Origin of the sequence: Aequorivita sublithincola DSM 14238 (assembly GCF_000265385.1) — a bacterium.
Taxonomy (GTDB): domain Bacteria; phylum Bacteroidota; class Bacteroidia; order Flavobacteriales; family Flavobacteriaceae; genus Aequorivita; species Aequorivita sublithincola.
In genome coordinates, this window is sequence record NC_018013.1 from 1,660,955 (window position 1) to 1,684,730 (window position 23,776).

Consider the following 23,776-nt stretch of genomic DNA (forward strand, 5'->3'; position numbering starts at 1 on the left):
TCTTATGATGTTTTATTTAAAAAAATATACTAAAACAACACTTTGCGTATGGAATACACAAAGATAGATGTTGAGATAAAAAAGAGTTGCCAATTTTATACTAATTAGCTAAATAGCAATTTTAAATTTCGATGTTTAAGATGTTTTTATATATTTGTTGAACTTATACTAAACCCATATAGATAATGAATACCAGAATTTTATTATTGGTATTTTCCCTGTTGATTTTTCCACTTCAGAAAGCAATATCACAAAGTGGAATAAGCCACGAAGTTGGTGTTGTTGCAGGTCCTTTAGCTTTTTTTAGCGATTATGGGCAGCGTGAAAATTTTGAAACTAATATAGGAAATACAGGCATTGGCTTTGGGCTACTATATTTTATGAACTTTACCAATAGGGCAGATGCGGGCTATAGTGTACCAGAACGTTATTTCTATGATCACTTTAAGATTCGTGGTGAGTTGGATTTTCATAAAACAAGTTTTGAACATTTTGGACGTTGGGTAGCAGATGATCAACAATCACTTTTCGCAGACCAGCTTCGTGCTATGAGCGGTTCTACCACTGTTATTGATCTTGGCTTCCAACTAGAGTATTTTCCTTTTAGTCTTCAAAGATTTGAATATCGTGAATATACTGTTTCTCCGTTTGTTAGCTTTGGATTACATTGGTCTTATTTTAATCCGAAGGTTGAATCTTCTTTAGGGCCTCTTAACACCTTAATATCTACACCTGTAAAATATTTTGATTCTTTTCAACAGGCTCCTGGACAAACGTTTTCTGTTGTTGCAAGTGCTGGAATGCGCTATAAGCTGAACCGCGATAGTGATTTAATTTTTGATGTCCGCTGGCAAAACTATTTCAGCAATTGGGTTGATGGCTTAAATCCTGATGTACCTGAAAACAAATCGAATGATTGGATTTTCTGGGTTAATGTTGGTTATATTTATTATTTGGATTAAAAATTTCGCAATTAAAATATTAAAAAAGGATCAGATTTTAAAAATCTAACCCTTTTTTCCATTTTTAAAATACTTGCGGAATTTTGAACATTGGAAACTTTTATTATCCAATCGCTTGCTCTAAATCTGCAATTAAATCTTCCACATCTTCAATACCAACAGAAAGACGAATTAACGAATCTACAATCCCTGTTTTTTCACGTTCTTCTTTCGGAATACTAGCATGTGTCATACTTGCGGGATGTCCGGCAAGACTTTCCACACCACCTAGACTTTCAGCTAAAGTGAATATTTTTAGATTTTCAACTATTTTGATGGCTTGTTTATAATTGCTTCCTTTAATTACAAATGAAATCATTCCACCAAAACCCTTCATCTGTGCCTTAGCAATTGAATGATTGGGATGGTTTTCAAAACCAGGCCAATATACTTTTTCGATTTTCGGATGATTTGCTAAATATTCGGCAATAGCTTTTCCGTTTTCGCAATGACGTTGCATGCGGATATGAAGGGTTTTCAAACCACGAAGAATCAAGAAACAGTCTTGCGGTCCGCAAATGGCACCGCTTGCATTTTGGATGAAATATAATTTTTCTGCAAGGTCTTTGTCTTTCACAATCAAAGCACCCATAACCACATCACTATGGCCGCCAAGATATTTTGTGGCGCTGTGCATCACAATATCTGCGCCCATTTCCAAGGGTTGCTGCAAATAGGGAGTTGCAAAAGTATTGTCAACCGCAAGCAAAACTTTGTGTTTTTTGGCAATAGAGGCTGCTTTCTTGATGTCAATAATGTTCATCATTGGGTTGGTTGGTGTTTCTACCCAAATCAGTTTTGTTTTATCATTAACATAATCTTCAATTTTTTCAGCGTTTTCCATTCCGACGAAATGAAACTTGATGCCGAAACCTTCAAAAATCTTCGTAAATAACCGATATGTTCCACCGTAAAGATCGTTGGTTGAAATTACCTCGTCGCCCGGTTTTAAAAGTTTTATAACAGCATCAATCGCTGCGAGACCACTTCCGAAGGCAAGACCGAATTCACCATTTTCAAGACTGGCGAATGCTCGCTCCAAAGCTGCACGCGTTGGGTTACCACTTCTGGAATATTCAAAACCTTTATGACCTCCGGGCGTAGTTTGCGAATAGGTTGAGGTTTGATAAATTGGTGGCATCACAGCGCCGAAAGCAGGATCTACATTGTGCTGGCCGCCGTGTATCGTTTTAGTGTTGAATTTCATACTCATTATGAAGTTTTTAAAGTGAAAATTAGCAATTTCAAATCTATATTATATCATTTAATATAACTTTCACAATAGCTGATTTTAAAGTTATTACTTTTGAATCACAAATGTAAAAGTTTCATTTGTGATAGCTAACCATCTATTCCATTTAACATATGAACACCAGAATTACCGTCTTGGCTTTAATTGCACTTATAACCGTGAGTTGCAACCAAGAAAAGAATATTGAGTTTTCTCCAGAAAGTTTTACCGAAAAGGAACTTTCTATCTGTAAAAACAGCAAATGTCCTGAAATTACGATTAATTATGTGGAAGTTTTTGGCGATGATGAGGTTTCCAAAAAGATTAACAAAAAGATCAAAAATTTTATCTTTAGTTCGCTGCTAATGGGCGAAGACTCTATACCTTCGGCAAAAACTATTCAAGAAGCGGCGACAAATTTTATTGAGGCTTACAATGCAGACAAAGCCCAATTTCCGGACATGGCTGGTGACTATTTTGCCGAAATTTCTGTGAACGAAATTTATAACTCGCCAAAACATATTTGTTTCGAAATGCGCCAATATCTTTTCACTGGCGGCGCACACGGTTATGGAACCACTTCATTTTTAAACCTTGACCCTAAAACAGGAGATGAACTCACATCTAAAGAACTTTTCAAAAGCAATAAAGAATTAGTCGCTTTTGCAGAAAATAAATTTCGCTTACAACAAAATATTGCAAAGAATCAATCCATAAATGACACTGGCTTTTGGTTCGAGAATGAAAAATTTTATCTTCCCGAAAGTGTTGGTTTCACTCGAGATAGTCTTATTTTTATATACAATCAGTACGATATTGCCAGTTATGCAGACGGTCCTATTGAGTTGAAAATAGCGATGAAAGAAGCTGCGCCTTTCCTAAGTATTGATTAGTTTTGAATTATGATTTTTTGCCTTCTCGAAGATTCGAGACTAAAGAGAAATCATAGAAATTATTTTTTAGGCTATAATTAAATTTTAAAATGCAAAAAGTATACTATTTATCAACTTGTGATACCTGTAAGCGCGTGATGAACGAAATAGAAATTCCTTCGTCATTCATAAAACAGGACATTAAAACACAAGGAATTACCGCGGAAGAATTGGATCAACTTTTTAACTTCACGGATAGTTACGAAGAACTTTTCAGCAGAAGAGCGAAATTATACCAAGAGAGAAATTTAAAAGATGAAAATCTTTTAGAAGAAGACTACAAAGCGATGATTTTGGAGCATTATACTTTTTTGAAACGCCCCGTAATCGTAAACAATGATAAAATTTTTATAGGAAGTAGTCCAAAAACTGTTGCTGCTGCCAAAAAATCCATTCATTCTAAATAATGGATAAGCGCTTCGTTGCCATACTTGCCGCAACCGCAACCGAGACTATTTATGGTGTTAATCACACCATTGCCAAAGGTTTGATGCCGCACGTAATTCAACCTTTTGGATTTATAGTTTTGCGTGTTGGTGGTGCAGCCTTACTTTTTTGGCTTTTAAGTTTATTTACAAAATCTGAGAAAATAGATAGAAAAGATTGGTGGCGAATTCTGGCCTGCGCCGTCTTTGGTATGGTGCTGAATATGTTGATGTTCTTTAAGGGTTTAAGCCTTTCAACACCTATAAACAGTGCGGTTTCAATGACAATAACTCCAGTTTTATTGTTGCTCCTCACGGCGTTGATTCTGCGGGAACGCATTACTTGGATAAAAACCGCGGGAATCATTTTTGGGCTTTCCGGCGCTTTGGTACTTATTCTATTTCAAGAAAAAACCCAGAATAATGCACCAAACATTCCTCTGGGAAACCTTCTGTTTGTGCTTAACGCAATATCTTATTCCTTTTATTTGATATTAGTAAAACCTTTGGTCTCTAAATACAAAGCCGTCACATTGTTGAAGTATTTCTTCCTCATCGCTTTCTTCATCAATTTACCTGTTGGTTATTCAGAATTTATTCAGGTGGAGTGGATGCAACTTACTTCTTCAGAAATATGGCAAATGGTTTTTGTGGTTGTAGCCACTTCATTTTTAACCTATCTATTTAATATTTTTGCGCTGAAGCAGTTAAGTCCATCAACTGTTGGGGTTTTTATTTATCTCCAACCGGTAGTTGCAACAATTTTCGCAGTTTTGGCTGGTGCAGATAGTCTTAATGCACTCAGAATTGGGGCGGCAAGTTTAATTTTTGTAGGCGTATTTCTTTCAACCCGAAAACCAAAAAAAGCCATTTTGCCGACTTAATTAAATTATAAATTTAAGTCCTGCGGACGCTCGCTGAATTTTCTGGTGTTTTCTTTAGTAAGAATTCTGAAATCATCTGTTTTTTCCAAATTATTGAATTTGTCATAAAAATCCTTTGGAAGCCCTGTAAGTTTTCGTTCTTTCAAATCAATCCAACCGCCCATCATTTCACAACGAGCGCAGTTTTTCCCCTTTTCGTCGTAGAAGTTATGTAGAAATTCAAAATACATTCCGTCTTCGGATAAACCTTTTAATTGAAGTGAAACAGTAACAGGTTTGCCAGGAAAAAATTCACGGAAATAATACATATGTTCATAAAATGCCACTGGTCCTAAATTATGTTCTGCTAAACTTTGTTGGTCCATTCCGCTTTGCATCAAGAAGCTCATACGGGTGTGGCTCATGTAATCTATATACGCGCTGTTGCGCATATGTCGGTTTGCATCTATATCGCTCCAGCGTATTTCAAATTGTTTTGTGTACATCATCAATTTTTTATGCAAATTTAAGCTACTTTTGTTATGCAAGCATAGTAAATATGTTTAGTTTCTGTTAAAACTTCTTTAGAGAATGACCCTTATAAAAAGTAATTATAAACCCAAATTTCCTTTTAAAAACGGACATTTTTCAACTATCTATTCTGCGAAATTTCGGCCTTCACCAAAATTGATTCAGCTGCGGGAACGTTTGCAATTGGCTGATGGCGATTTTATGGATATTGATTTTTCTTTTTCCAAAAATCCTTCAAAAAAAGTTACAATCCTGCTTCACGGTTTGGAAGGAAACGCACAACGAACCTATATTAGAGGGCAAACCAAAGTTTTAATCGAAAACGGTTGGGATGTTGCAGCGGTAAACTTTCGTGGTTGCAGTGGGGAGAAAAATCTTTCCTTTCAATCTTATAACGCAGGCAAAACTGATGATTTGGAAGCGGTTGTAGATTTTATTCTGAAAAAAGATAAATATAATGAAATTGCCTTGGTTGGTTTTAGTCTCGGCGGAAACTTGCTTTTGAAATATTTAGGCGAACGCGAGTCTTTTCCGAAGCAAATAAAGAAAGCGGTCGCTATTTCTACACCCTTAAGTTTGAAGGGTTCTTTGGAATCTTTGAATGAATTTTCAAATTGGATTTATCAAACTTCTTTTCTAATAAATCTTCGGAAAAAATACAAAGCGAAAATGAAGGATTTCCCTGAAAGGATGACGGTTTCAGATTATAAAAAGATTACTTCTCTTTTGCAGTTTGATCATGTTTATACCGCGCCAGCTCACGGTTTTAAAGATGCTTTTGACTATTATAAAAAGAATAGTAGCTTGCAATTTATTCCAAATATTCAAATTCCAGTTTATATCTTGAATGCTGCAAATGATAGCTTTCTTTCTTCGGAATGCTATCCAAAGGAATTGGCTTCAACAATGAAAAATCTTCAGCTTGAAATTCCAAAATATGGCGGCCATGTTGGTTTTCATCAAACCAATAAATTGTACTATAGTGAATCGCGAACTTTGGAATTTTTGAACGAATAAGACAACTATTCATAATACCTACTGCCCACTACCCACAAAAAAACTATTTCCTTACCTTTGCGCTTCAAAAAATCAGGAATATGATTCAATCCATGACCGGATACGGCAAAGAAGTAGTTCAATTGCCTTCCAAAACCATTTCTATAGAAGTTAAATCATTAAACAGCAAAGGCCTTGATCTGAACACGCGCGTTCCTTCAGCTTACCGTGAAAAGGAGCTCGAAATTCGCGATTTGCTTGCGAAATCATTGCAAAGAGGAAAAATAGACTTTTCACTTTACATTGAAGTTACTGGCGAAGAAGTTTCAACGCAGTTGAATGAAATCGCTGTAAAACAATACATAAAACAGTTAGCAAAAGTGGTTGATGGGGATCCTGTAGAGCTTTTAAAAATGGCCGTGCGGATGCCCGATGCTTTAAAAACGGAGCGCGAAGAGATTGATGAAAAGGAATATGAAACCATTTTAAAAGGAGTGGACAAAGCCTTAGAAGCAATTAACAAATACAGAACTGACGAAGGTTTGGTCTTGGGAAATGATTTTTTAGATCGTACCAAAACCATCGCAAAATTACTTGAAGACGTAATTGCTTTAGATCCCGAAAGGATTGACGGAGTTAAAGAAAGACTGCGCAAAGCAGTTTCAGATTTAAAGGAAAAAGTGGATGAAAATCGTTTTGAGCAGGAATTGATTTATTACCTAGAAAAATACGACATCACCGAAGAAAAAGTACGTTTAAAAAACCATTTGGAATACTTTGAAGAAACTTTGAAATCCAACGATTCCAACGGAAAAAAATTGGGTTTCATTACGCAGGAAATAGGACGTGAAATCAATACCATTGGTAGTAAAGCAAACTATGCACCAATGCAGCAAGTGGTGGTGCAAATGAAGGACGAGCTAGAAAAAATTAAAGAGCAAGCGCTAAACGTTTTATAGATGGAAGGAGGAAAATTGATAGTGTTTTCAGCACCTTCTGGAAGTGGAAAAACCACCATAGTGCAACATTTGTTGAAACAGGAAGATCTCAATTTGGAGTTTTCGGTTTCATGTACTTCGCGGGAAGCTCGAGGTGACGAAAAGCACGGGGAAAATTACTATTTCATTTCATTAAAAGAATTTAAACAACACATCAAAAACGATGACTTTTTGGAGTGGGAAGAAGTATATCGCGACAATTTTTACGGTACTTTAAAAAGTGAAGTTGAAAGAATCTGGAGCCACAAAAAAAATGTAATTTTTGATATTGATGTTGTTGGCGGACTTCGAATTAAAAAGAAATATCCAGATAAAACTTTATCTGTTTTTGTTAAACCTCCAAGCATTGACGAGCTAAAAATTAGACTGAAAAAACGCAAAACCGAAAGCGACGAGCGTATAAATATGCGTATTGCCAAAGCTTCTGTAGAACTTGCCACAGCGCCACAGTTTGATTACATCATAAAGAATCACGATTTGGAAACCGCCTTAAACGAAGCACATGATTTGGTGGAGAGATTTATAAAAAATTAGAATCACACAACGTACAGACGCACGGACGTGCGTCTCAGAATGTGATGAATTGATCCTTATGAATGTATAGACGCACCTCCGTGCGACTCTACGGCGCAAATTAAAATAATGACGAAAAAAATAGGACTCTATTTCGGTACTTTCAACCCAATTCATGTTGGGCATTTGATTATTGCCAACCATTTAGCAGAGTTCAGCGATTTAGATGAGGTTTGGTTTGTGGTAACGCCGCACAATCCGCATAAAATTAAAAAGACACTTTTAGAAGACCATCACCGCTTAACAATGGTTCGAATAGCCGTTGAAGATTACCCGAAATTACACGCCAGCAACGTAGAGTTTGATCTTCCGCAGCCCAATTATACGGTGAATACTTTGGCTTATTTGGAAGAAAAATATTCAGAAAAAAATTTCTGCTTGATTATGGGTGAGGACAATCTCAAAAGTTTTCAGAAGTGGAAAAATTATGAAGTGATTCTAGAGCGCTATTCAATCTATGTTTATCCAAGAATTTCCGAAGGAACTGTTGAAACGCAATTTAACAATCATAAAAAAATTAAAAAGGTTGATGCACCAATTATAGAGCTTTCTTCAACTTTTATCCGGAATGGAATAAAGTCTGGAAAAAATATAAAGCCAATGCTTTCTTCGGAAGTTTGGAAATATTTAGATGAAATGAACTTCTACAAATAAAAAAGCCGCCCCACCAATTAACACTTAGGGGGCGGCCTCAACTAAATAACCAACCATAACTATTGAAACACTTTTCATATTGATTTGAAATTTCATCTCAACAATCAACAGCAATAACGTCAGAAGATTTTAAATCATTGCGTGACTAGTATTAAGGTCATGTTAAATATTCTCAAGGTTTCATAAAAATGAAGATTTCCTGTTTGGGGACAAAATTAAAGGCATAAAAAAAGACCGTCTTCTCAGACAGTCCTTTTATTTTTTGCAATCAATCTAGCTTATTTTTTGTTGTTTACTTCTTTAATGTACTTCTCCAAAGCCATCGTCATAGAAGGAGTTTCTGGGGTGGGCGCTTGTATATCTACCCGCAGACCTTGATCTTGGGCGGCCTTAACCGTGGTGTTTCCAAAAACGGCTATACAAGTATCTTTTTGGTCAAAATCTGGAAAGTTTTCAAACAGAGATTCAATTCCGCTTGGACTGAAAAACACTAGAATGTCATAATAAACATCCCGAAGGTCCGAAAGGTCACTAATTACCGTCTTGTAAAAAGTGGCTTCTTTCCAATCTACCTTTAATTCATTAAGAACTGCTGGAATATCCTCTTTTAACTTATCTGAAGTGGGAAGTAGGAATTTTTCGTTTTTATATTTTTTTATAAGGGGCGCAAGTTCAGGAAATGTTCTTTTCCCAACATATATCTTTCTTTTTCTGTAAACCACGTATTTTTGAAGATAGTAAGCAACAGCTTCACTCAAACAAAAATATTTCATAGTGTCTGGTACCTTAAAACGAAGTTCTTCAGCAATGCGGAAATAATGATCCACAGAGTTTCTGCTGGTAAGAATAATGGCGGAATATTTTGTAAGGTCAACTTTTTGAGATCGAACATCTTTGCCTGACACACCTTCAACATGTATAAAGGGACGAAAGTCTATTTTCACTTTTTGTTTTTCGATTAAATCGAAATAAGGCGAGTTTTCAATTTTAGGCTCGGGTTGGGATACTAAAATAGTTTTCACTTTCATAAATTCTCCTGTTTATTTATAATGATAATCACTTAAAACAACGTTTTATAGAGTATAATATAGGGGGCAATTTCAAGTGCGCAAAGATACAAAATAAAATAGAAGAAATTACGGAATATCAAATTTCCATTTTTCTTATAGCTGTATAACAATGCAATAGTATTCAAAGCAAGAGCAAAACCAGCAAAAACTACTAGTGAGACAGTAGTTGGCGGGTATATAAAAAGAAAAAAAAGATTGCCAATAAAAAAGATTATACCAAGAAAATTACGATAACTTAATTTTTGGTAGAGATAATTATTGATAATCTCGTCCAAAGAGAAGATATTAGCTATAATTTTTTCCAAAGAAAACTTCATTAAAATAAATATTCCGTAACCAGTAAAAATTTGAAGAAATAACCATTCATTTTTTTGAACTTCCATTGGATTGAAGACTTCAAAAACCAAAAAAACAAAAACCGAAACACAAATTAGCTGCGCAACGAAGAGCATCATATTGAACGGATGGTTCAATTCGTCATTTTTGCCGTGAACGAAAAAGTACTGATTGGTAATTGGAAGCAATGAAAATTCGTGAAACCGTTTGGGATAATAATATTTGGAAAGCGCGTAAAGAACGAAGCAGCCCACAAGCAAATATGTAGCCCAATCGGTTGAATTTATAAGTCTTTCGCTGAAATCCACCTTTAAATTTTTGCGTAAAGGTACAGCAAAATTTATTTCATGTTTACGGTATCAATTAGATTTTCCTTCACATTTGTTTGTTCAAAAAAAGGTACATTTGCGCAAAATTGCAGTATGATTAAGGCAGTGGTGGTGGTGCCAACTTACAATGAAATTGAAAACATAGAGCGTCTGCTGCGCACTGTTTTTTCTTTGCAACGTGATTTTCACGTTTTGGTTGTGGATGACAATTCCCCAGATGGCACTGCACAAGCGGTTGAGGCAAATTTCAATAATTATCCAGGTAAATTATTTATACTAAAACGTCCTGAAAAAACAGGTTTGGGTTCTGCTTATATCGCAGGTTTCAAATGGGCTTTAGAAAACGAATACGAGTACATTTTTGAAATGGACGCCGATTTTTCGCACAACCCAAATGATTTAATTCGGTTATTCAATGCGTGTCATAAAGAAGGAAATGATCTGGCAATTGGGTCACGATATGTGAAGGGCGTGAATGTTGTAAACTGGCCCATGAGCAGGGTTTTGCTATCTTGGTTGGCTTCAAAATACGTTCGTTTTGTAATGGGAATGGATATTTATGATACCACCGCCGGATTTATTTGTTACAAAAGAAGCGTGCTGCAGAAAATAAACCTAGATAACATTCGTTTTGTGGGCTACGCTTTTCAAATTGAGATGAAGTTTAAGGCGCACATCAGCAAATTCAAGATAAAAGAAGTGCCCGTTATTTTTACGGACCGCACCAAAGGAGAATCCAAAATGAGTTCGGGTATTATTTCCGAAGCTATATTTGGAGTGATTGCAATGAAATTTAAAAGTGTATTTAACAGTAAAAGGTTTAATGAAACATCTTTTTATTAAATTTAATATTCAGTGGAATATTGAAGAAAGATGTTCCATTTATCCATTAAAAAAAAGAATAGTAACGTCAAATGAAAGCAGTTTTAATTAAGAATGCGAATATTGTAAATGAAGGAGTAATTTTTAAAGGCGACGTGCTTGTTCAAGACGGTCGCATTGCCGAAATTTCTGAATCTATCAGCATGAAATCTGCCGAAACAAAAGTTATAGATGCTGACGGAAGCTATCTATTGCCTGGAATGATTGATGACCAAGTACATTTCCGCGAGCCAGGATTGACGCACAAAGCAACCATTGAAACTGAATCGAAAGCTGCGGTAGCTGGCGGAATTACTTCTTTCATTGAAATGCCAAACACAGTTCCCCAGGCTACGACTATTGAGTTGCTTGAAGAAAAATTTGAAATTGCCGCAAAAACTTCGTGGGCAAATTATTCTTTCATGTTTGGTGGAACAAATGATAATCTGGATGAAATTTTAAAAGTGGATCCTCTAAAAGTCGCGGGTTTAAAATTGTTTTTAGGTTCTTCAACTGGAAATATGTTGGTAGATGATCCAAAAATATTGGAAGAAATTTTCAGCAAAACTAAGTTGCTTATTTCGGCGCATTGCGAAGATGAAGGCACTATCAAAAAGAATCTAGAAAAATACAAAGCAGAATACGGCGAAGATATTCCTATTGAACTTCACCCAAAAATTCGCAGTGAGGAAGCTTGTTATATTTCTTCTTCAAGAGCAATTAAACTTGCTGAAAAAACGGGAGCCAGACTTCACGTTTTTCACCTTTCCACAGAAAAAGAAACGCATCTTTTCAGCAATAAAAAACCGTTAGCCGAGAAGAAAATCACTGCCGAAGTTTGTATTCACCATTTATGGTTTACGGATGAAGACTATAAGACCAAAGGCACCAAAATAAAATGGAATCCAGCCGTTAAAACTGAGAAAGACAGAGACGGATTGTTAAAAGCATTGCTCGATGACAGAATTGACGTGATTGCTTCAGACCACGCACCACATACCTTGGAAGAAAAAAACAATAAATATCTAAACGCTCCTTCAGGCGGACCGTTGGTGCAGCACGCTTTGGTGGCGCTTTTAGAAATGTATCACAAAGGAAAAATTTCCATCGAAAAAATTGTTGAAAAGACTGCGCACAATCCTGCAATTTTATTTCAAATAAAAGATCGTGGTTACATTCGTGAAGGCTACAAAGCGGACTTGGTTTTAGTAGATATCAATTCGCCTTGGAGCGTTAAAAAAGAAAATTTACTCTATAAATGTGGCTGGTCACCTTTTGAAGGAACAATTTTCAAATCACGAGTTACACATACTTTGGTAAACGGCGTGATAGTTTATGAGAACTCAAAATTTCCCAACAAGGGCAAGGCAGAAAGACTTACCTTTAATAGATAATGAAACATTCGTGATTAATTTTAAACACACGACTAGATCACTAATTGGATGTTCCAAATGTCCTTTAAAAAACGAATAGTATAGACAAATGAAACAATCGATTATTTTTATATTATTCGCTTTAGTTCTTTTTGGTTGTCAGGATGTAAATTATCCTGAAAAGCCCAAAAATCTTATTGCTAAGGATAAAATGGTCGATATTCTGACGGAAACGTATTTGGATAATGCCGCCCGTAGTGTGGATAATAATTCTATTATTACAAAAGGAATAAAAATGGATTCCATGGTCTATAAAAATTTTGGAATAGATAGTTTGCAATTCGTACAAAGCAATTCGTTTTATGCGGCTGATGTAAATACATATATGGAAATTGTTCAGGAAGTTGAAGCTAGACTTACAAAAATGGGGAAAGACATGGACAGTATTTGGGAAATGAAACGCGACCGAAAAGATAGTGTTAATGACCTATTGAAACGACCCATAAAAACTCCAGATCCGGTAAAAGACAGTTTAATTTGATCCTTTTCCGCTTTCCTTTACAACTCTTTCCAATGTTTTTTCTGTTGAAATAAACTGAAATCCAAGCTCGTTTTTTATTTTGGAAGCATCGTATAACGATGTGGTAAACATAGATCTAACCGTAGCTTTTATAATTTTTCTTTTGGTGCCGAAAAGTTTGTTAGACAACCAATCTATTCCGCTTAGAAAAATCATAACGCTTTTTGAAAGTTTCTTTTTTGGCGGTTTTTTTCTGAATAATTTAGCCAGTTCAGAAAGCAACTCTTTGTAAGTCACATTTTCTCCCACCAATATGAATTGCTGGTTTTTTGTTTCGGATTCCATCAATAAAATCATTGCTTTTACCACATCTTGAACATCAACAATACCCATTGCTCCCGAAGGATAAAAAGGAATGCCGCTTGCGCCCAAAGAAATAATTACATTGCTCCCACCACCATCTGGAGAAGTTCCCAGAATAACGCCAGGATTCACGATCACAGCATCTAAACCTTCCTGTGTGCCACGCCAAACCTCCATTTCTGCTCCATACTTTGTGATGGCATACACACTATTTTTCTCGTCTGGATTCCAATCGGTTTTTTCAGAAATTAATTTACTTTTTAAGCTGCTTCCTAATGTTGCTACAGAACTTACATAACATAATTTTTCAATAGAATTAGCAAGACAGAGATTCACAATATTTGCAGTGCCTTCCTCATTCACTTTTTTGAGAACTCTATATTTTGAAGGATGGAAGGTTATAAAAGCAGCGCAATGATAAACTTTTGTGATGTTTTCAAAAGCGAGCGTAAGTGCTGGAATATCTGTGATGTTGGCTTCAACCCACTCAATTTTGTTGAAAAGCGAATCCACTTCAGAAGTATAAAGCGCAAATACTTTTTTAACGGAATTTAGTTCACTATTTTTCCTTTGAATTGCCCGAACCCGCTCGTTTTTCTTCAAAAGAAAATACAAAAGGTGAGAACCCACCAAACCTGTGCCGCCAGTTACTAAAATCATAGTGCGAAAATACTGCTTTTGTAATTGATCCCTATAGCTATCGAGACGAAACTCAAACCGAAAAATGAACCCAGCTTCAAACTTGAATTCTGTCCCGAATTCTCGGGATTGAACCTTGAATCTTTAATTGAGAACCCTATCTTTGCACAAAATTTATAAAATGGAACTGAAAAATTTCGTTGAAGAACTACAATGGCGCGGCATGATACATGACGTTATGCCCGAAACCGAGGAACATCTTATGGAAGCCATGCGTTCTGCTTATGTGGGTTTTGACCCAACCGCAGACTCATTGCATATTGGTAATTTGGTGCCTATCATGATTCTATCTTTCTTTCAGCGGTGTGGTCATAAACCCTATGCTTTGGTAGGTGGCGCCACGGGAATGATTGGCGATCCTTCAGGAAAAAGTGCAGAACGAAATTTGCTTGATGAAGAAGCTCTGCGTCATAACCAAGAATGTGTAAAAAACCAACTTTCACAGTTTTTGGATTTTTCTTCGGGAGCTGAGAATCAAGCGGTTTTGGTCAATAATTATGATTGGATGAAGGAGTTTTCGTTTTTGGATTTTATTAGAAACGTAGGCAAGCACATCACCGTAAACTATATGATGGCGAAGGATTCCGTGAAGACCCGTTTGAGTGGCGAAAGCGCGGACGGACTTTCGTTTACGGAGTTTACCTATCAGCTAATTCAAGGCTACGACTTTCTTCATTTATATAGAAATATGAACTGTACCCTGCAAATGGGTGGCAGCGATCAATGGGGAAATATTACTACGGGAACCGAACTGATAAGAAGAGTTGATGCTGGAAAAGGATATGCGTTAACTTGTCCGCTAATCACAAAAAGCGATGGTAGCAAGTTTGGAAAAAGCGAAGGAGGAAATGTATGGCTTGATGCGAACAGAACTTCACCCTACAAATTTTACCAATATTGGTTGAATACGAGCGATGATGATGCAGAAAAATACATCAAGATTTTCACCTTTCTCGATAAAGAAACTATTGAAAATACAGTTGCTGAACATAAAGAAGCACCGCATTTAAGATTGCTTCAAAAACGATTAGCGCAGGAAGTTACGACAACCGTTCACAGTGCTGAAGAGTTTGAAAACGCTGTAAAAGCTTCAGAAATATTATTCGGAAATTCCACTTCCGGAGATTTAAAAATGCTGAATGAAAAAACATTTCTCGATGTTTTTGACGGTGTGCCACAAACGGAAATTTCAAAAGAAGAAATAAAAGACGGCGTTGATATTATAGCCGCATTAGCTGAAAAAACAGGCTTCTTAAAGTCGAATGGCGAAGCACGCCGCGCTTTGAAGGAAAATTCAATTTCGGTAAACAAGGAAAAAGTTGCTGATGATTTTAGTATTTCTGAAAGTGATTTGATAAATGGGCAATTCGTTCTTTTGCAACGTGGTAAGAAGAATTATTTTATTATTAAGATGGTTTAGTAGTTGATAGCTTAATCTTATAAAAAATCCCCGGCAAAATTTGCACGGGGATTTTCGGATTAACTAACCAACCAAATTATGAAAAGTCATCACTTTCTCACAATACTTTGGTCGGAACATTCATCAAGAACTTACGCTAAGTTTCTCGAGACTATGTTAAATGTTTCATCATAAAACCATCAAATTGCAACCGCGGACGTCGCTGGAATCAAATCTACCTAAAACTTCAAAAGTGCCGTCATTAAAGGTTTTTCCTAGGTCTTGAGTTGCAATGAAGGAACAGGAATATAAGTTCGCTAAGTCAATCACGTTTATGCCGCCAGTTTTTTCGAAAGTATAAGAAAGCGCATCTTCTGGGTCACGCGTTAAAATTTTCATCCACGGTGGACAGGAAAAAATTCCGTCACCAATGGAATAAGCTTGTGAGAGCAGTTCTGTCATTCCATATTCGCTATGAATTTTCTGAACTCCAAAACCATTTTTCAAAATTTCGTGAAGTTCCTCTTTTATCATTTCCTTTCTGCGGCCTTTCATTCCACCAGTTTCCATCACTATTGTATTTTTTAGTTGAAAACTTTTCATTTCAATTAAATCAAGCAAAGCATAAGAAACACCAATTAGTATGGTTTTTTGACCGCTTTTTTCTAAAGATTCTAGCTTTTCAATCAGAGCGTCCATTTCATTTAAATAGAAGCCACTGTTGGGATTATTGCTTTTTTCAATCAGCTTTTCAACCATATAAATTAAGGAAGAGCCTTCGCGCTCCAAATAGGATGGAAGTAGTGCTAAAAAAGTAAAGCTTGATGGATTGCCATATTGACGTTCAAAGGCTTTTAGGAAGCTCTTTTCATATAACTCCAAACTTGCTACAAAATGTTTACTGGTAATACTTCCAGTTGTGCCGCTGCTTGTAAAGATGGTTTCTTTAGCGCGATTTTCAGCGATTATTTCATGGCTTTTGAAAAACTGAATTGGTAAGAACGGAATGCTTTCAATGGATTTTACTTCGGAAGGTTTCGTATTTAAAAGTTCGCAGAAAGTTCGATAAATAGGAACGTTTTCATATTGAAAGTGGAATACCTTCAATGCAAGCCGTTCAAAATCTTCGGAAGTATTAATATCAAAAATTTCCTTTTCCAGCATATTTTTCAACAACGAAATTTCACTTCAAAAATAGGTAAATAAAAAAGCTCCTGCAGAAACAGGAGCTTTAAAAATAAATTTTATAACGGATTACTTAACAACTAATTTTTTGGTAGTTGAAGTTTTTCCTTGTTCTATTTTCAAGATGTAAACACCACTGTTTAAAGCTGAAATGTCTAATCTATCAGAATTTAAAGTAGTTTTTATAACTTGCTTTCCAAGAACATCAAAAATCGAAATGTTTTTAGCACCGCTCACCTTTGAAGTGATGTTCACATAACCTTTAGTCGCTGGGTTTGGATAAACAGCAAACTGATCTTTAGAAAAATCGCTTACACCAATAGTAGCATCAAAGACAATATTATCAAACCAAAAAGATTCTGCACTTGCATTAGTTCTTCCTTCAATTACAAGTTGCACTAGACTACCTGGAAGTGATGCTGATGCATTTTGCCATTGTAGTTGGTATTCTCCACTTCCAGAATCAAATGGAACAAGATCATCAAGATCCATTCCAGTTGAGTTGAAAAGATCAATTTCAGTACTGTTGGTAATATCTCTTACATAAATACGCAATCTGTCTGAACCTGAACTGTTAACTGTCCCGTCGCCTTCGTAATTTCCGTTGGCAGGAGTGTCATTAATAGATAAAAGAAAATCCAAAGATATTGCACCAGAATTGGAGAGTGTTAAATCAACTTGGTCAAATTCTACAATCATATTTCCATCTATATCATTCATTTGATACCCTTTAGCACCATCTGTAAATAGAACTGTTGGAGAAGGTGTAAAGCTTGTAACGCCAACAAAATCACCATCAGTCAATCCAACATCTGGAGTGTCATAAGGAGTGTAAGTAGCATTAAAGCCTAATTCACCGCCAGTAGAAATAAAATCAACAAGAGGTTGGCCAGAATTATTAATTAAATCGTGCGCAACATTTGCATCGCCAGTATCGGTATATTTTCCTGAAAGCGCCTCTGGCTCTTCAAAACTGGTTCCTGCAATTTGTGCAAAAGAAACGGCACCTACTAAAAGAGCCGTAAATAAAGTAATTTTTTTCATCAGTAATTATTTAAAATTGAGTACAAAGATATATAAATGTTTGGTTTTTAAAAAGAAGGATTTTAATCTTCCATATATTTTTAACGAAAACATAACGCTTCAACTTTCTGTGATTGTCAATTGGTGTTATTAAATCGTTATGCCAAGGTTAACAATAAGCGTGCTAAACTTTAGGCAGGGTAAATAATAGTATCTTTGAAATGTTAAAAATGATTCATTTTTATATGAAAAAAAAGGATATTAAAATTTTATTGGTAGATGATGAGCCGGATATTTTGGAAATAATTCGCTACAATCTTTCTTCTGAAGGCTACCATATTGAAACTGCGGAAAACGGTATAGAAGCTATAGCCCAAGCCAAAAAAGTAAAACCGCAACTCATTATTATGGACGTAATGATGCCAAAAATGGATGGTATTGAAGCTTGCGAAAAGATCCGAAGCATTCCAGAACTTTCCGAAACTGTCATTACTTTTTTATCAGCACGCGGCGAAGATTTTTCGCAAATGGCAGGTTTTGAAGCAGGAGCGGATGATTATATAACCAAGCCAATCAAGCCGAAAGTGCTTGTTAGCAAAGTGAAAGCGTTATTGCGAAGGTTTAAAGAAGAAAAGGAAGATGAAAAAATAAAACTCGGAAATCTAACTATAAATCGCGAAGAATATAAAATCATTCTTGGTAGGGAAGAAATGGTTTTGCCACGCAAAGAATTTGAACTTTTATCATTACTTGCATCAAAACCTGGAAAAGTTTTTAAACGCGAAGATATTTTGGATAGTATTTGGGGTAATGACGTGATTGTTGGCGGAAGAACTATTGATGTCCACATCAGGAAACTTCGCGAAAAGATTGGTGATGATAAATTCAAAACCGTTAAAGGTGTTGGATATAAATTTGTGGTTTGAGAAAAGCAATTTCCGTTTTAAGTAATAAACAGCGACTTAAGATTGAAAGACGTAAGACATAGGGCATTTTACAATCAAGCTTTCAGTTATAATTTTTCAGTCCTACATCATAAGTCCTATCGTCTTAAGTCATTTTTAAAAGTATGAAATTCTCTAAAAAATATAATTTCGCCGCCTTCACATCACTGTGGATTGCATTGTTTTCAACATTGGCAATGGCTATATTTTTGTATTTTTTGGTTGAAACGGTTTCTGCTTGGTTTCTTTTGCTGTTTTTGGTTTTATTTCTACTTTCGTTTTTTATCCTTCAATATCGGGTAGAAAAATTTATTTACTTCCGAATAAAAAAAATATACAAAGATGTTCGTATTTTAAACGAAAAAGACTTTCCAAAACCTTCCGTAACCACGGATATGGAAGTATTAACTCGCGAAGTTGAAAATTATGTAAACGTCAAAAAACTTGAAATTGAAACTCTAAATGTTCGTGAAAACTACCGAAAAGAATTTATGGGAAATATTTCACACGAATTGAAAACCCCTCTGTTTACGGTACAAAGTTATGTTTTGACTTTGTTGGATGGCGCAATGAAAGATAAAACCGTTCGGAAAGAATATTTACGAAGAGCAAATAAGGGGGTGGAACGACTCATATATATAGTGAAGGAATTAGATATGATTTCAAAGCTAGAAGTTGGTGGCTTGGTGCTTAACAAGGAATATTTCAACATTATTGCCTTGGTTCAAAGTATCTTTGATTTGCTGGAAATGAAAGCTGCTAAAAAAAATATCTCCCTAGTCTTTGATAAAGAATATACCGAAGAAATAGTTGTAAACGCAGATCGAGAGCGAATTGAGCAAGTGCTGACAAACCTTATCGTAAACTCTCTGAAATACGGAAAGCAAGACGGAACAACCGAAGTAAGCATTGAAAACATTGTAAAGAGTAAAGTGCTAGTCCGCGTTACCGATAATGGCGAAGGAATACTAAAAGAAAACATGCCGCGAATTTTTGAACGTTTTTACCGTGTGGACAAAAGCGGTTCCCGAAAAGAAGGTGGTAGTGGTTTGGGACTTTCTATAGTTAAGCATATCGTGGAAGCGCATAACGAAAAAATATATGTGGAAAGCCAGTTCGGTATTGGTTCTGAGTTTTCATTCACCCTCGAAAATGGAAAATAATTCGTTGAAATCTACAGGTTTTTGCGATAAGCTTTTCAACCCTTTGTAAACTACAATTTTTTCTAGTTTTTTTAATTTGAATTTGTCCTGCTTGCAGGAAGGAACAATTCCAAGATTTTTTAGGCGTTTTGCTAGATATTCTTGTTCGTATTGTCCGGGTGTTGGGATGAAAAACGCTTGCTTTTCTAGCATTGTCAAGTCCATAATCGTGGTGTAGCCAGAACGAGAAATAACAACTTTACTTTTGTTTATGGTGTCTTCAAGTTCATCGCTCAACAAGAAGTTTATCGTTTTTATGTTTTCAAAATTTTGCCATTTTTGTTCTCCTTCAACAATTCCGCGAACTATTAAAACTTTCTTTTCACTCTTTTTTAACGTGGCTTTCAACTTCTCTTCAAAAATTGTTCGTTGCGGTTCTGGACCAGAAATTAATGCCAAAATATCTATGGTTTTTGGAATCTCCTTTTTTTTCATTCGGCTTAAAACTCCGATGTATTTTACAGGAAAGGGTTCGTGATTTAAATGTCCAAGTTTTCCACTTAAATTCATCACCACGTCATCCGTATCTGGCACCCAACAAACATCAAATTTTTTAATGATTTTCTGATGAATTTTACTGCTGAAATAAGAAGTACTTCCAGAAAGAACATGCAATTGATGTGTAATAAAAACGCAAGGTATTTTTGAATTTCGAATCCCAAAACGGTTATCGCTAATAATTCCGTCTATTTTTTCTGCTGCAAAAAGTTGTTTTACAATGCATTTTTCGGCGGAAATCGTTTGTTGAATTCTTGGTAATTTCAGCAACATTTTCCATTTAAAATATTTTCCGTCTTTAGGATATGTAATGTTGTAGGAAGGCAATTCTAAGGATTCCAATTCTGGAAATTCCTTTTGAAGAAGTAAAAGTGCGGGTCCGTCTGAAGCTAATAAAACATCATAGTTATGCTCCAACAATGCTTTAATTATTGGAATACAACGCGTGGCGTGACCCAAACCCCAATGCAGAGGAGCGACTAAGATCGTTTTCTTTTTCAGCATAAAAACAAAGGTAGCAATAATTGTGGCGGTGGGATATTTCCTTAATTTTACAAATTGAAATCGAAAATTGGAAAGTGATTTTATTTTTCAACCTCGAACTTTGAATATTGAACCTTAAACCTTGAATTAATATTGTGGGAAGCAAAAACAAACTAAGACGCTTTAGAGAAAATGACACATTTACAAACGTAGTGCAACCTTCGCGTGAGGAAGTACAGAACGACGCATTAAAACTTAAGGGAAATTGGAAAAAAGAATTCTTCAAAAATGATAATCCCTTAGTTTTGGAATTGGGATGTGGCAAAGGCGAATATTCTGTAAATCTTGCAAAAGCATATCCTGAAAAGAATTTTTTAGGAATAGACATTAAAGGTGCACGTTTATGGCGTGGCGCAAAAATTGGGTTAGAAGAAGAGCTGCAAAACGTAGGTTTTCTGCGAACTCAAATAGAACTCGTGGACCAACTTTTCGACGAAAACGAAGTAGATGAAATTTGGATTACCTTTCCCGATCCACAAATAAAGTTCAAACGTACTAAACATCGTTTAACCAACGAAGATTTTCTTCAGAAGTACAAAAAAATTCTAAAACCTGATGGCGTAGTTCATCTTAAAACTGATAGTGAATTTATGCACGGCTACACCCTTGGTTTGCTTCACGGTCGGGATGAAATTATTGAATATGCTCACCACGATGTTTACGGTAGCCAAGGTGCGCCTGAAGCCGTAACAAATATTCAAACTTTTTATGAAAACCAATATCTTGAAATAGGAAAAAAAATAACCTATATTCGGTTTAAATTCCGTTAACTAGATATTTAGTATATTCACAAAAACAACCATCCTAAATGACATTTTTATACAATTTTCTTATAGGTTTGTTTGGGTCATTTATTGGAGTGCTTCCTCCAGGGCTAATAAATATGTACGCCGCCAAAATAAGTATGAAGGAAGGCCGAAAAAGAGCTTTCCTTTTTTCGGTTGGTGTTTGTATTACCGTGATGCTTCAAACATATGTTGCGCTTCTTTTGGCAGGATATATAGGAAAGCACCCTGAAGTAGTTAGCCTGCTTCAAAAAGTGGCTTTGGGCATCTTTATAAGTCTTACTATTTACTTCATTTTTATTGCAAAAGACACACGTAGAGAAATGCGTGATCATAATGAAAATTCAAAGAGAAATCGTTTCTTTATGGGAATGTTTATTGCAGTTTTAAACCTGCTCCCAATTCCGTATTGGATTTATGTCAGCATTACTTTTTCGACTTTTGAAATGTTTTCTTTTTCGCAATTAGAACTTTTGGTAGCTGTTATTGCTTCTGGAATTGGCACTTTTGCGACCTTGGCTTTGTACGTTCAGTTTTTTAGACCAAAGGAGCATTCACGAAAATTGAGTCTAAATATGAATTATGTGATTGGCATAATTACCGCTATTATTTCTGTAATCACATTTTTAAAAATCATAAAAGAAATTTAAAAATGGCCGAAAAGGGTTTTTTTGAAAGAGTTTACGAAACCGCAAAACTTATACCCTACGGAAGGGTAACTTCCTATGGTGCAATTGCCAATTATTTAGGAGCAACAGGAAGTGCTAGAATGGTCGGTTGGGCATTAAACGGAAGCAATAAAGCAGATGTTCCCGCACAGCGAGTTGTAAACCGAAATGGATTGCTAACTGGAAAGCACCATTTTCAAGGCACAAACTTGATGCAGCAACTTTTGGAAAGTGAAGGTATTGAAGTGGTTGATAACAAAATTCAAAATTTTGAAAAGCATTTTTGGGATCCTATGAAGGAATTGTAATTTGTAGTTTTTTATTTTCCAAACTTTATATCAAATGAATCTCCTTTCCAATAATTTGCAGTTTTTTGATTGATTTTTATTTTTTTCAGAATATTTTTTTCAACTAGACTCTCCAAATCTGTTCGTGCGGTTTGATTGGTCACTGAAAAGACGTTTTCTATTTCTTTTACTGTAAAATTTCTAGTGCTGTTTTCATTTACCCAAAAAAGTATTTGTGCCTGTCGTTCATTGATGCTTGGCTCTTTGTAAAATTGAGCCAGATTCTGTACTTCTTTTTTCTTTTTGGCTACATATTCCTTTAAATCCTCAAATGCTTGGGTTAATACTTTTACTTGATAATGAATAAAATAGGTTACATCCATATCATCAATTTCGGTATATAAATAGGCATTTTCGTATTGGGTTTTGCTTTTCATTATTACTCGTGAAATTGAGAGATATTCAGTTAACCAATAACCATTCTTTAAAAGATACCAATAAAACAAAGCTCTTGCAGTTCTTCCGTTTCCATCCACAAATGGGTGAATGTAACCTATCAAAAAATGAAGGATACTTGCTTTTACAATTGGGTGAATAAAATTTTCTTTTGGATTGTTGTTGAAAAATTCGCAGAAAGATTTCATCAAGTCGTCCAATTCTTTGAATGGTGGAGGTGTATGAACAATTTCTCCAGTTAAATCATTCATTACAAAAATTTCATCATTGTCCCTAAACACACCGACCTGCTTTTCGTATAATGTTTTTTTGGTAACCAAGTGATGGATTTCAAACAATTTTTCTAAAGAAATTTCTTCCTCTTTGTGTTCGCTGATATACTGAATGGTTTCATAATTATTCAGAATCATCTGCTCGCTTTTGTTTTTTGGAGTCTTGTTTTTCCGAAGCATTTCTTTCGCTTTCACGCGAGTAGTGCTTGCTCCTTCAATTTTGGAAGAGAAGATGGATTCTTCCATTAAAGCGTTTGTCAAGTATTTTTGTTTGTCAAGTTCGTCTAACAGTTCTTTTTTTTGAATTCCTGCGCCGAAGTTGAAGTCTAAATAGTGAAGTTTTTGCTGTAAAAATTCATTTATGTTATAACGATATTCAATTTCAAAAATATCTTCCGCCAATAAATCACTAAATAGATAATCGTTTTTTGAGGTAACTTCTCGTCTCATTTTTGTTATAAACCATAAAAGCTCTTCATCTTTTATATCTGTTTTGAACAAATGAATTTTTTCATCCTTTAAATATTTTATTTTATCCCAATACAAATAATCCTTTTCAATCTTTTTTGCGGTATCTGAAAAAAGCTGTATTCTGTCTGAAAGAATTATTTTGAAAAGTTCATTTTTTATATTTGCAGATAACTTAATTACGGGTGCCTCTTCAATCATTATTTCCTAATTTTGAAAAAATTTACAATTATTTACAAATATACGTCATTTTCTATTATTTCCTAATTTTCCCAAAATTTGTAAATAATA

At 35.3% G+C, this 23,776-nt stretch carries 26 protein-coding genes; 17 read left to right on the plus strand and 9 right to left on the minus strand.

Annotation, left to right across the window (positions count from 1 at the left end; all coding sequences use genetic code 11):
* Nucleotides 1-185: 185 nt before the first annotated feature.
* Entirely contained in the window at nt 186-962 is a 777-nt protein-coding gene (locus AEQSU_RS07685; protein WP_014782295.1) for a THC0290_0291 family protein, read from the plus strand.
* 103 nt (nt 963-1,065) lie between these two features.
* Here the strand turns inward: AEQSU_RS07685 and AEQSU_RS07690 are convergent, their stop codons facing one another.
* Nucleotides 1,066-2,208, minus strand: a complete 1,143-nt coding sequence (locus AEQSU_RS07690; RefSeq protein ID WP_042491784.1) for a cystathionine gamma-synthase — start codon at nt 2,206-2,208, stop codon at nt 1,066-1,068.
* A gap of 158 nt (nt 2,209-2,366) precedes the next feature.
* Between AEQSU_RS07690 and AEQSU_RS07695 the strand changes: the two genes are divergently transcribed.
* From AEQSU_RS07695 to AEQSU_RS07705, 3 genes are all read left to right on the plus strand, one after another.
* Nucleotides 2,367-3,125, plus strand: a complete 759-nt coding sequence (locus tag AEQSU_RS07695; protein ID WP_014782297.1) for a DUF3298 and DUF4163 domain-containing protein — start codon at nt 2,367-2,369, stop codon at nt 3,123-3,125.
* A gap of 89 nt (nt 3,126-3,214) precedes the next feature.
* Entirely contained in the window at nt 3,215-3,571 is a 357-nt protein-coding gene (locus AEQSU_RS07700) for an arsenate reductase family protein (RefSeq protein WP_014782298.1), read from the plus strand.
* On the plus strand, nt 3,571-4,473 hold the full coding sequence (locus AEQSU_RS07705; RefSeq protein ID WP_014782299.1) for a DMT family transporter: 903 nt from the start codon (nt 3,571-3,573) through the stop codon (nt 4,471-4,473). The genes AEQSU_RS07700 and AEQSU_RS07705 overlap by 1 nt, the downstream gene beginning before the upstream one ends.
* A 5-nt stretch (nt 4,474-4,478) precedes the next feature.
* Here AEQSU_RS07705 and AEQSU_RS07710 read toward each other — a convergent pair whose 3' ends face one another.
* The gene (locus AEQSU_RS07710; RefSeq protein ID WP_014782300.1) at nt 4,479-4,958 is read right to left on the minus strand and encodes an acyl-CoA thioesterase; all 480 of its coding nucleotides are present in this window, start codon (nt 4,956-4,958) and stop codon (nt 4,479-4,481) included.
* Between the two features lie 85 nt (nt 4,959-5,043).
* Between AEQSU_RS07710 and AEQSU_RS07715 the strand changes: the two genes are divergently transcribed.
* The 4 genes from AEQSU_RS07715 (at nt 5,044) to nadD (ending at nt 8,204) form a co-directional block, all read left to right on the plus strand.
* The gene (locus AEQSU_RS07715; protein ID WP_014782301.1) at nt 5,044-6,000 is read left to right on the plus strand and encodes a YheT family hydrolase; all 957 of its coding nucleotides are present in this window, start codon (nt 5,044-5,046) and stop codon (nt 5,998-6,000) included.
* A gap of 80 nt (nt 6,001-6,080) precedes the next feature.
* The gene (locus tag AEQSU_RS07720) at nt 6,081-6,938 is read left to right on the plus strand and encodes a YicC/YloC family endoribonuclease (RefSeq protein WP_014782302.1); all 858 of its coding nucleotides are present in this window, start codon (nt 6,081-6,083) and stop codon (nt 6,936-6,938) included.
* The gene (gene gmk, locus AEQSU_RS07725) at nt 6,939-7,511 is read left to right on the plus strand and encodes a guanylate kinase (protein WP_014782303.1); all 573 of its coding nucleotides are present in this window, start codon (nt 6,939-6,941) and stop codon (nt 7,509-7,511) included. It abuts the gene before it with no gap.
* A gap of 108 nt (nt 7,512-7,619) precedes the next feature.
* Nucleotides 7,620-8,204, plus strand: a complete 585-nt coding sequence (gene nadD, locus AEQSU_RS07730) for a nicotinate (nicotinamide) nucleotide adenylyltransferase (RefSeq protein ID WP_014782304.1) — start codon at nt 7,620-7,622, stop codon at nt 8,202-8,204.
* Nucleotides 8,205-8,482: 278 nt separating this feature from the next.
* Here nadD and AEQSU_RS07735 read toward each other — a convergent pair whose 3' ends face one another.
* Both AEQSU_RS07735 and AEQSU_RS07740 read right to left on the minus strand, forming a co-directional pair.
* The gene (locus tag AEQSU_RS07735; protein ID WP_014782305.1) at nt 8,483-9,232 is read right to left on the minus strand and encodes a uroporphyrinogen-III synthase; all 750 of its coding nucleotides are present in this window, start codon (nt 9,230-9,232) and stop codon (nt 8,483-8,485) included.
* A gap of 32 nt (nt 9,233-9,264) precedes the next feature.
* The gene (locus tag AEQSU_RS07740; RefSeq protein ID WP_014782306.1) at nt 9,265-9,918 is read right to left on the minus strand and encodes a DUF4271 domain-containing protein; all 654 of its coding nucleotides are present in this window, start codon (nt 9,916-9,918) and stop codon (nt 9,265-9,267) included.
* A gap of 114 nt (nt 9,919-10,032) precedes the next feature.
* Between AEQSU_RS07740 and AEQSU_RS07745 the strand changes: the two genes are divergently transcribed.
* The 3 genes from AEQSU_RS07745 to AEQSU_RS07755 all read left to right on the plus strand — a co-directional run bounded on the left by AEQSU_RS07745 (nt 10,033) and on the right by AEQSU_RS07755 (nt 12,714).
* A complete protein-coding gene (locus AEQSU_RS07745) occupies nt 10,033-10,782 on the plus strand; it encodes a polyprenol monophosphomannose synthase (protein WP_014782307.1) in 750 nt (249 codons plus the stop codon).
* Nucleotides 10,783-10,853: 71 nt separating this feature from the next.
* Nucleotides 10,854-12,194 (plus strand): dihydroorotase, encoded by a 1,341-nt coding sequence (locus AEQSU_RS07750; protein WP_014782308.1) that lies wholly within the window; start codon nt 10,854-10,856, stop codon nt 12,192-12,194.
* Nucleotides 12,195-12,282: 88 nt separating this feature from the next.
* Nucleotides 12,283-12,714: a DUF4296 domain-containing protein gene (locus tag AEQSU_RS07755; RefSeq protein ID WP_014782309.1), complete on the plus strand. Its 432-nt coding sequence runs from the start codon at nt 12,283-12,285 to the stop codon at nt 12,712-12,714.
* Here the strand turns inward: AEQSU_RS07755 and AEQSU_RS07760 are convergent.
* Complete coding sequence (locus tag AEQSU_RS07760; protein ID WP_014782310.1) at nt 12,706-13,716, minus strand: NAD-dependent epimerase/dehydratase family protein; 1,011 nt, start codon at nt 13,714-13,716, stop codon at nt 12,706-12,708. The genes AEQSU_RS07755 and AEQSU_RS07760 overlap by 9 nt on opposite strands.
* Before the next feature lie 160 nt (nt 13,717-13,876).
* Between AEQSU_RS07760 and tyrS the strand changes: the two genes are divergently transcribed.
* Nucleotides 13,877-15,175, plus strand: a complete 1,299-nt coding sequence (gene tyrS, locus AEQSU_RS07765) for a tyrosine--tRNA ligase (RefSeq protein ID WP_014782311.1) — start codon at nt 13,877-13,879, stop codon at nt 15,173-15,175.
* A 168-nt stretch (nt 15,176-15,343) separates the two neighbouring features.
* Here tyrS and AEQSU_RS07770 read toward each other — a convergent pair whose 3' ends face one another.
* Together AEQSU_RS07770 and AEQSU_RS16160 are read right to left on the minus strand one after the other, a co-directional pair.
* Nucleotides 15,344-16,318 (minus strand): LuxE/PaaK family acyltransferase, encoded by a 975-nt coding sequence (locus tag AEQSU_RS07770; RefSeq protein WP_014782312.1) that lies wholly within the window; start codon nt 16,316-16,318, stop codon nt 15,344-15,346.
* A gap of 90 nt (nt 16,319-16,408) precedes the next feature.
* Complete coding sequence (locus AEQSU_RS16160; RefSeq protein ID WP_014782313.1) at nt 16,409-17,383, minus strand: T9SS type A sorting domain-containing protein; 975 nt, start codon at nt 17,381-17,383, stop codon at nt 16,409-16,411.
* A 224-nt stretch (nt 17,384-17,607) separates the two neighbouring features.
* On the opposite strand from AEQSU_RS16160, the gene AEQSU_RS07780 reads away from it, so the two are divergent.
* Together AEQSU_RS07780 and AEQSU_RS07785 are read left to right on the plus strand one after the other, a co-directional pair.
* The gene (locus AEQSU_RS07780) at nt 17,608-18,288 is read left to right on the plus strand and encodes a response regulator transcription factor (RefSeq protein WP_014782314.1); all 681 of its coding nucleotides are present in this window, start codon (nt 17,608-17,610) and stop codon (nt 18,286-18,288) included.
* A gap of 143 nt (nt 18,289-18,431) precedes the next feature.
* The gene (locus AEQSU_RS07785; RefSeq protein ID WP_014782315.1) at nt 18,432-19,469 is read left to right on the plus strand and encodes a sensor histidine kinase; all 1,038 of its coding nucleotides are present in this window, start codon (nt 18,432-18,434) and stop codon (nt 19,467-19,469) included.
* Here AEQSU_RS07785 and AEQSU_RS07790 read toward each other — a convergent pair.
* On the minus strand, nt 19,443-20,510 hold the full coding sequence (locus AEQSU_RS07790) for a glycosyltransferase (protein ID WP_014782316.1): 1,068 nt from the start codon (nt 20,508-20,510) through the stop codon (nt 19,443-19,445). The two genes, AEQSU_RS07785 and AEQSU_RS07790, sit on opposite strands and share 27 nt — an antisense overlap.
* A 134-nt stretch (nt 20,511-20,644) precedes the next feature.
* On the opposite strand from AEQSU_RS07790, the gene trmB reads away from it, so the two are divergent.
* Genes trmB through AEQSU_RS07805 form a run of 3 tightly spaced genes read left to right on the plus strand, consistent with a single transcriptional unit; the run spans nt 20,645 to nt 22,310 of the window.
* On the plus strand, nt 20,645-21,319 hold the full coding sequence (trmB, locus tag AEQSU_RS07795; protein ID WP_014782317.1) for a tRNA (guanosine(46)-N7)-methyltransferase TrmB: 675 nt from the start codon (nt 20,645-20,647) through the stop codon (nt 21,317-21,319).
* 38 nt (nt 21,320-21,357) lie between these two features.
* On the plus strand, nt 21,358-21,984 hold the full coding sequence (locus AEQSU_RS07800; RefSeq protein ID WP_014782318.1) for a LysE family translocator: 627 nt from the start codon (nt 21,358-21,360) through the stop codon (nt 21,982-21,984).
* Nucleotides 21,985-21,986: 2 nt separating this feature from the next.
* Entirely contained in the window at nt 21,987-22,310 is a 324-nt protein-coding gene (locus tag AEQSU_RS07805; protein WP_014782319.1) for an MGMT family protein, read from the plus strand.
* Between the two features lie 11 nt (nt 22,311-22,321).
* Here AEQSU_RS07805 and AEQSU_RS07810 read toward each other — a convergent pair whose 3' ends face one another.
* The gene (locus AEQSU_RS07810; RefSeq protein WP_014782320.1) at nt 22,322-23,686 is read right to left on the minus strand and encodes a Fic family protein; all 1,365 of its coding nucleotides are present in this window, start codon (nt 23,684-23,686) and stop codon (nt 22,322-22,324) included.
* Between the last annotated feature and the right edge of the window lie 90 nt (nt 23,687-23,776).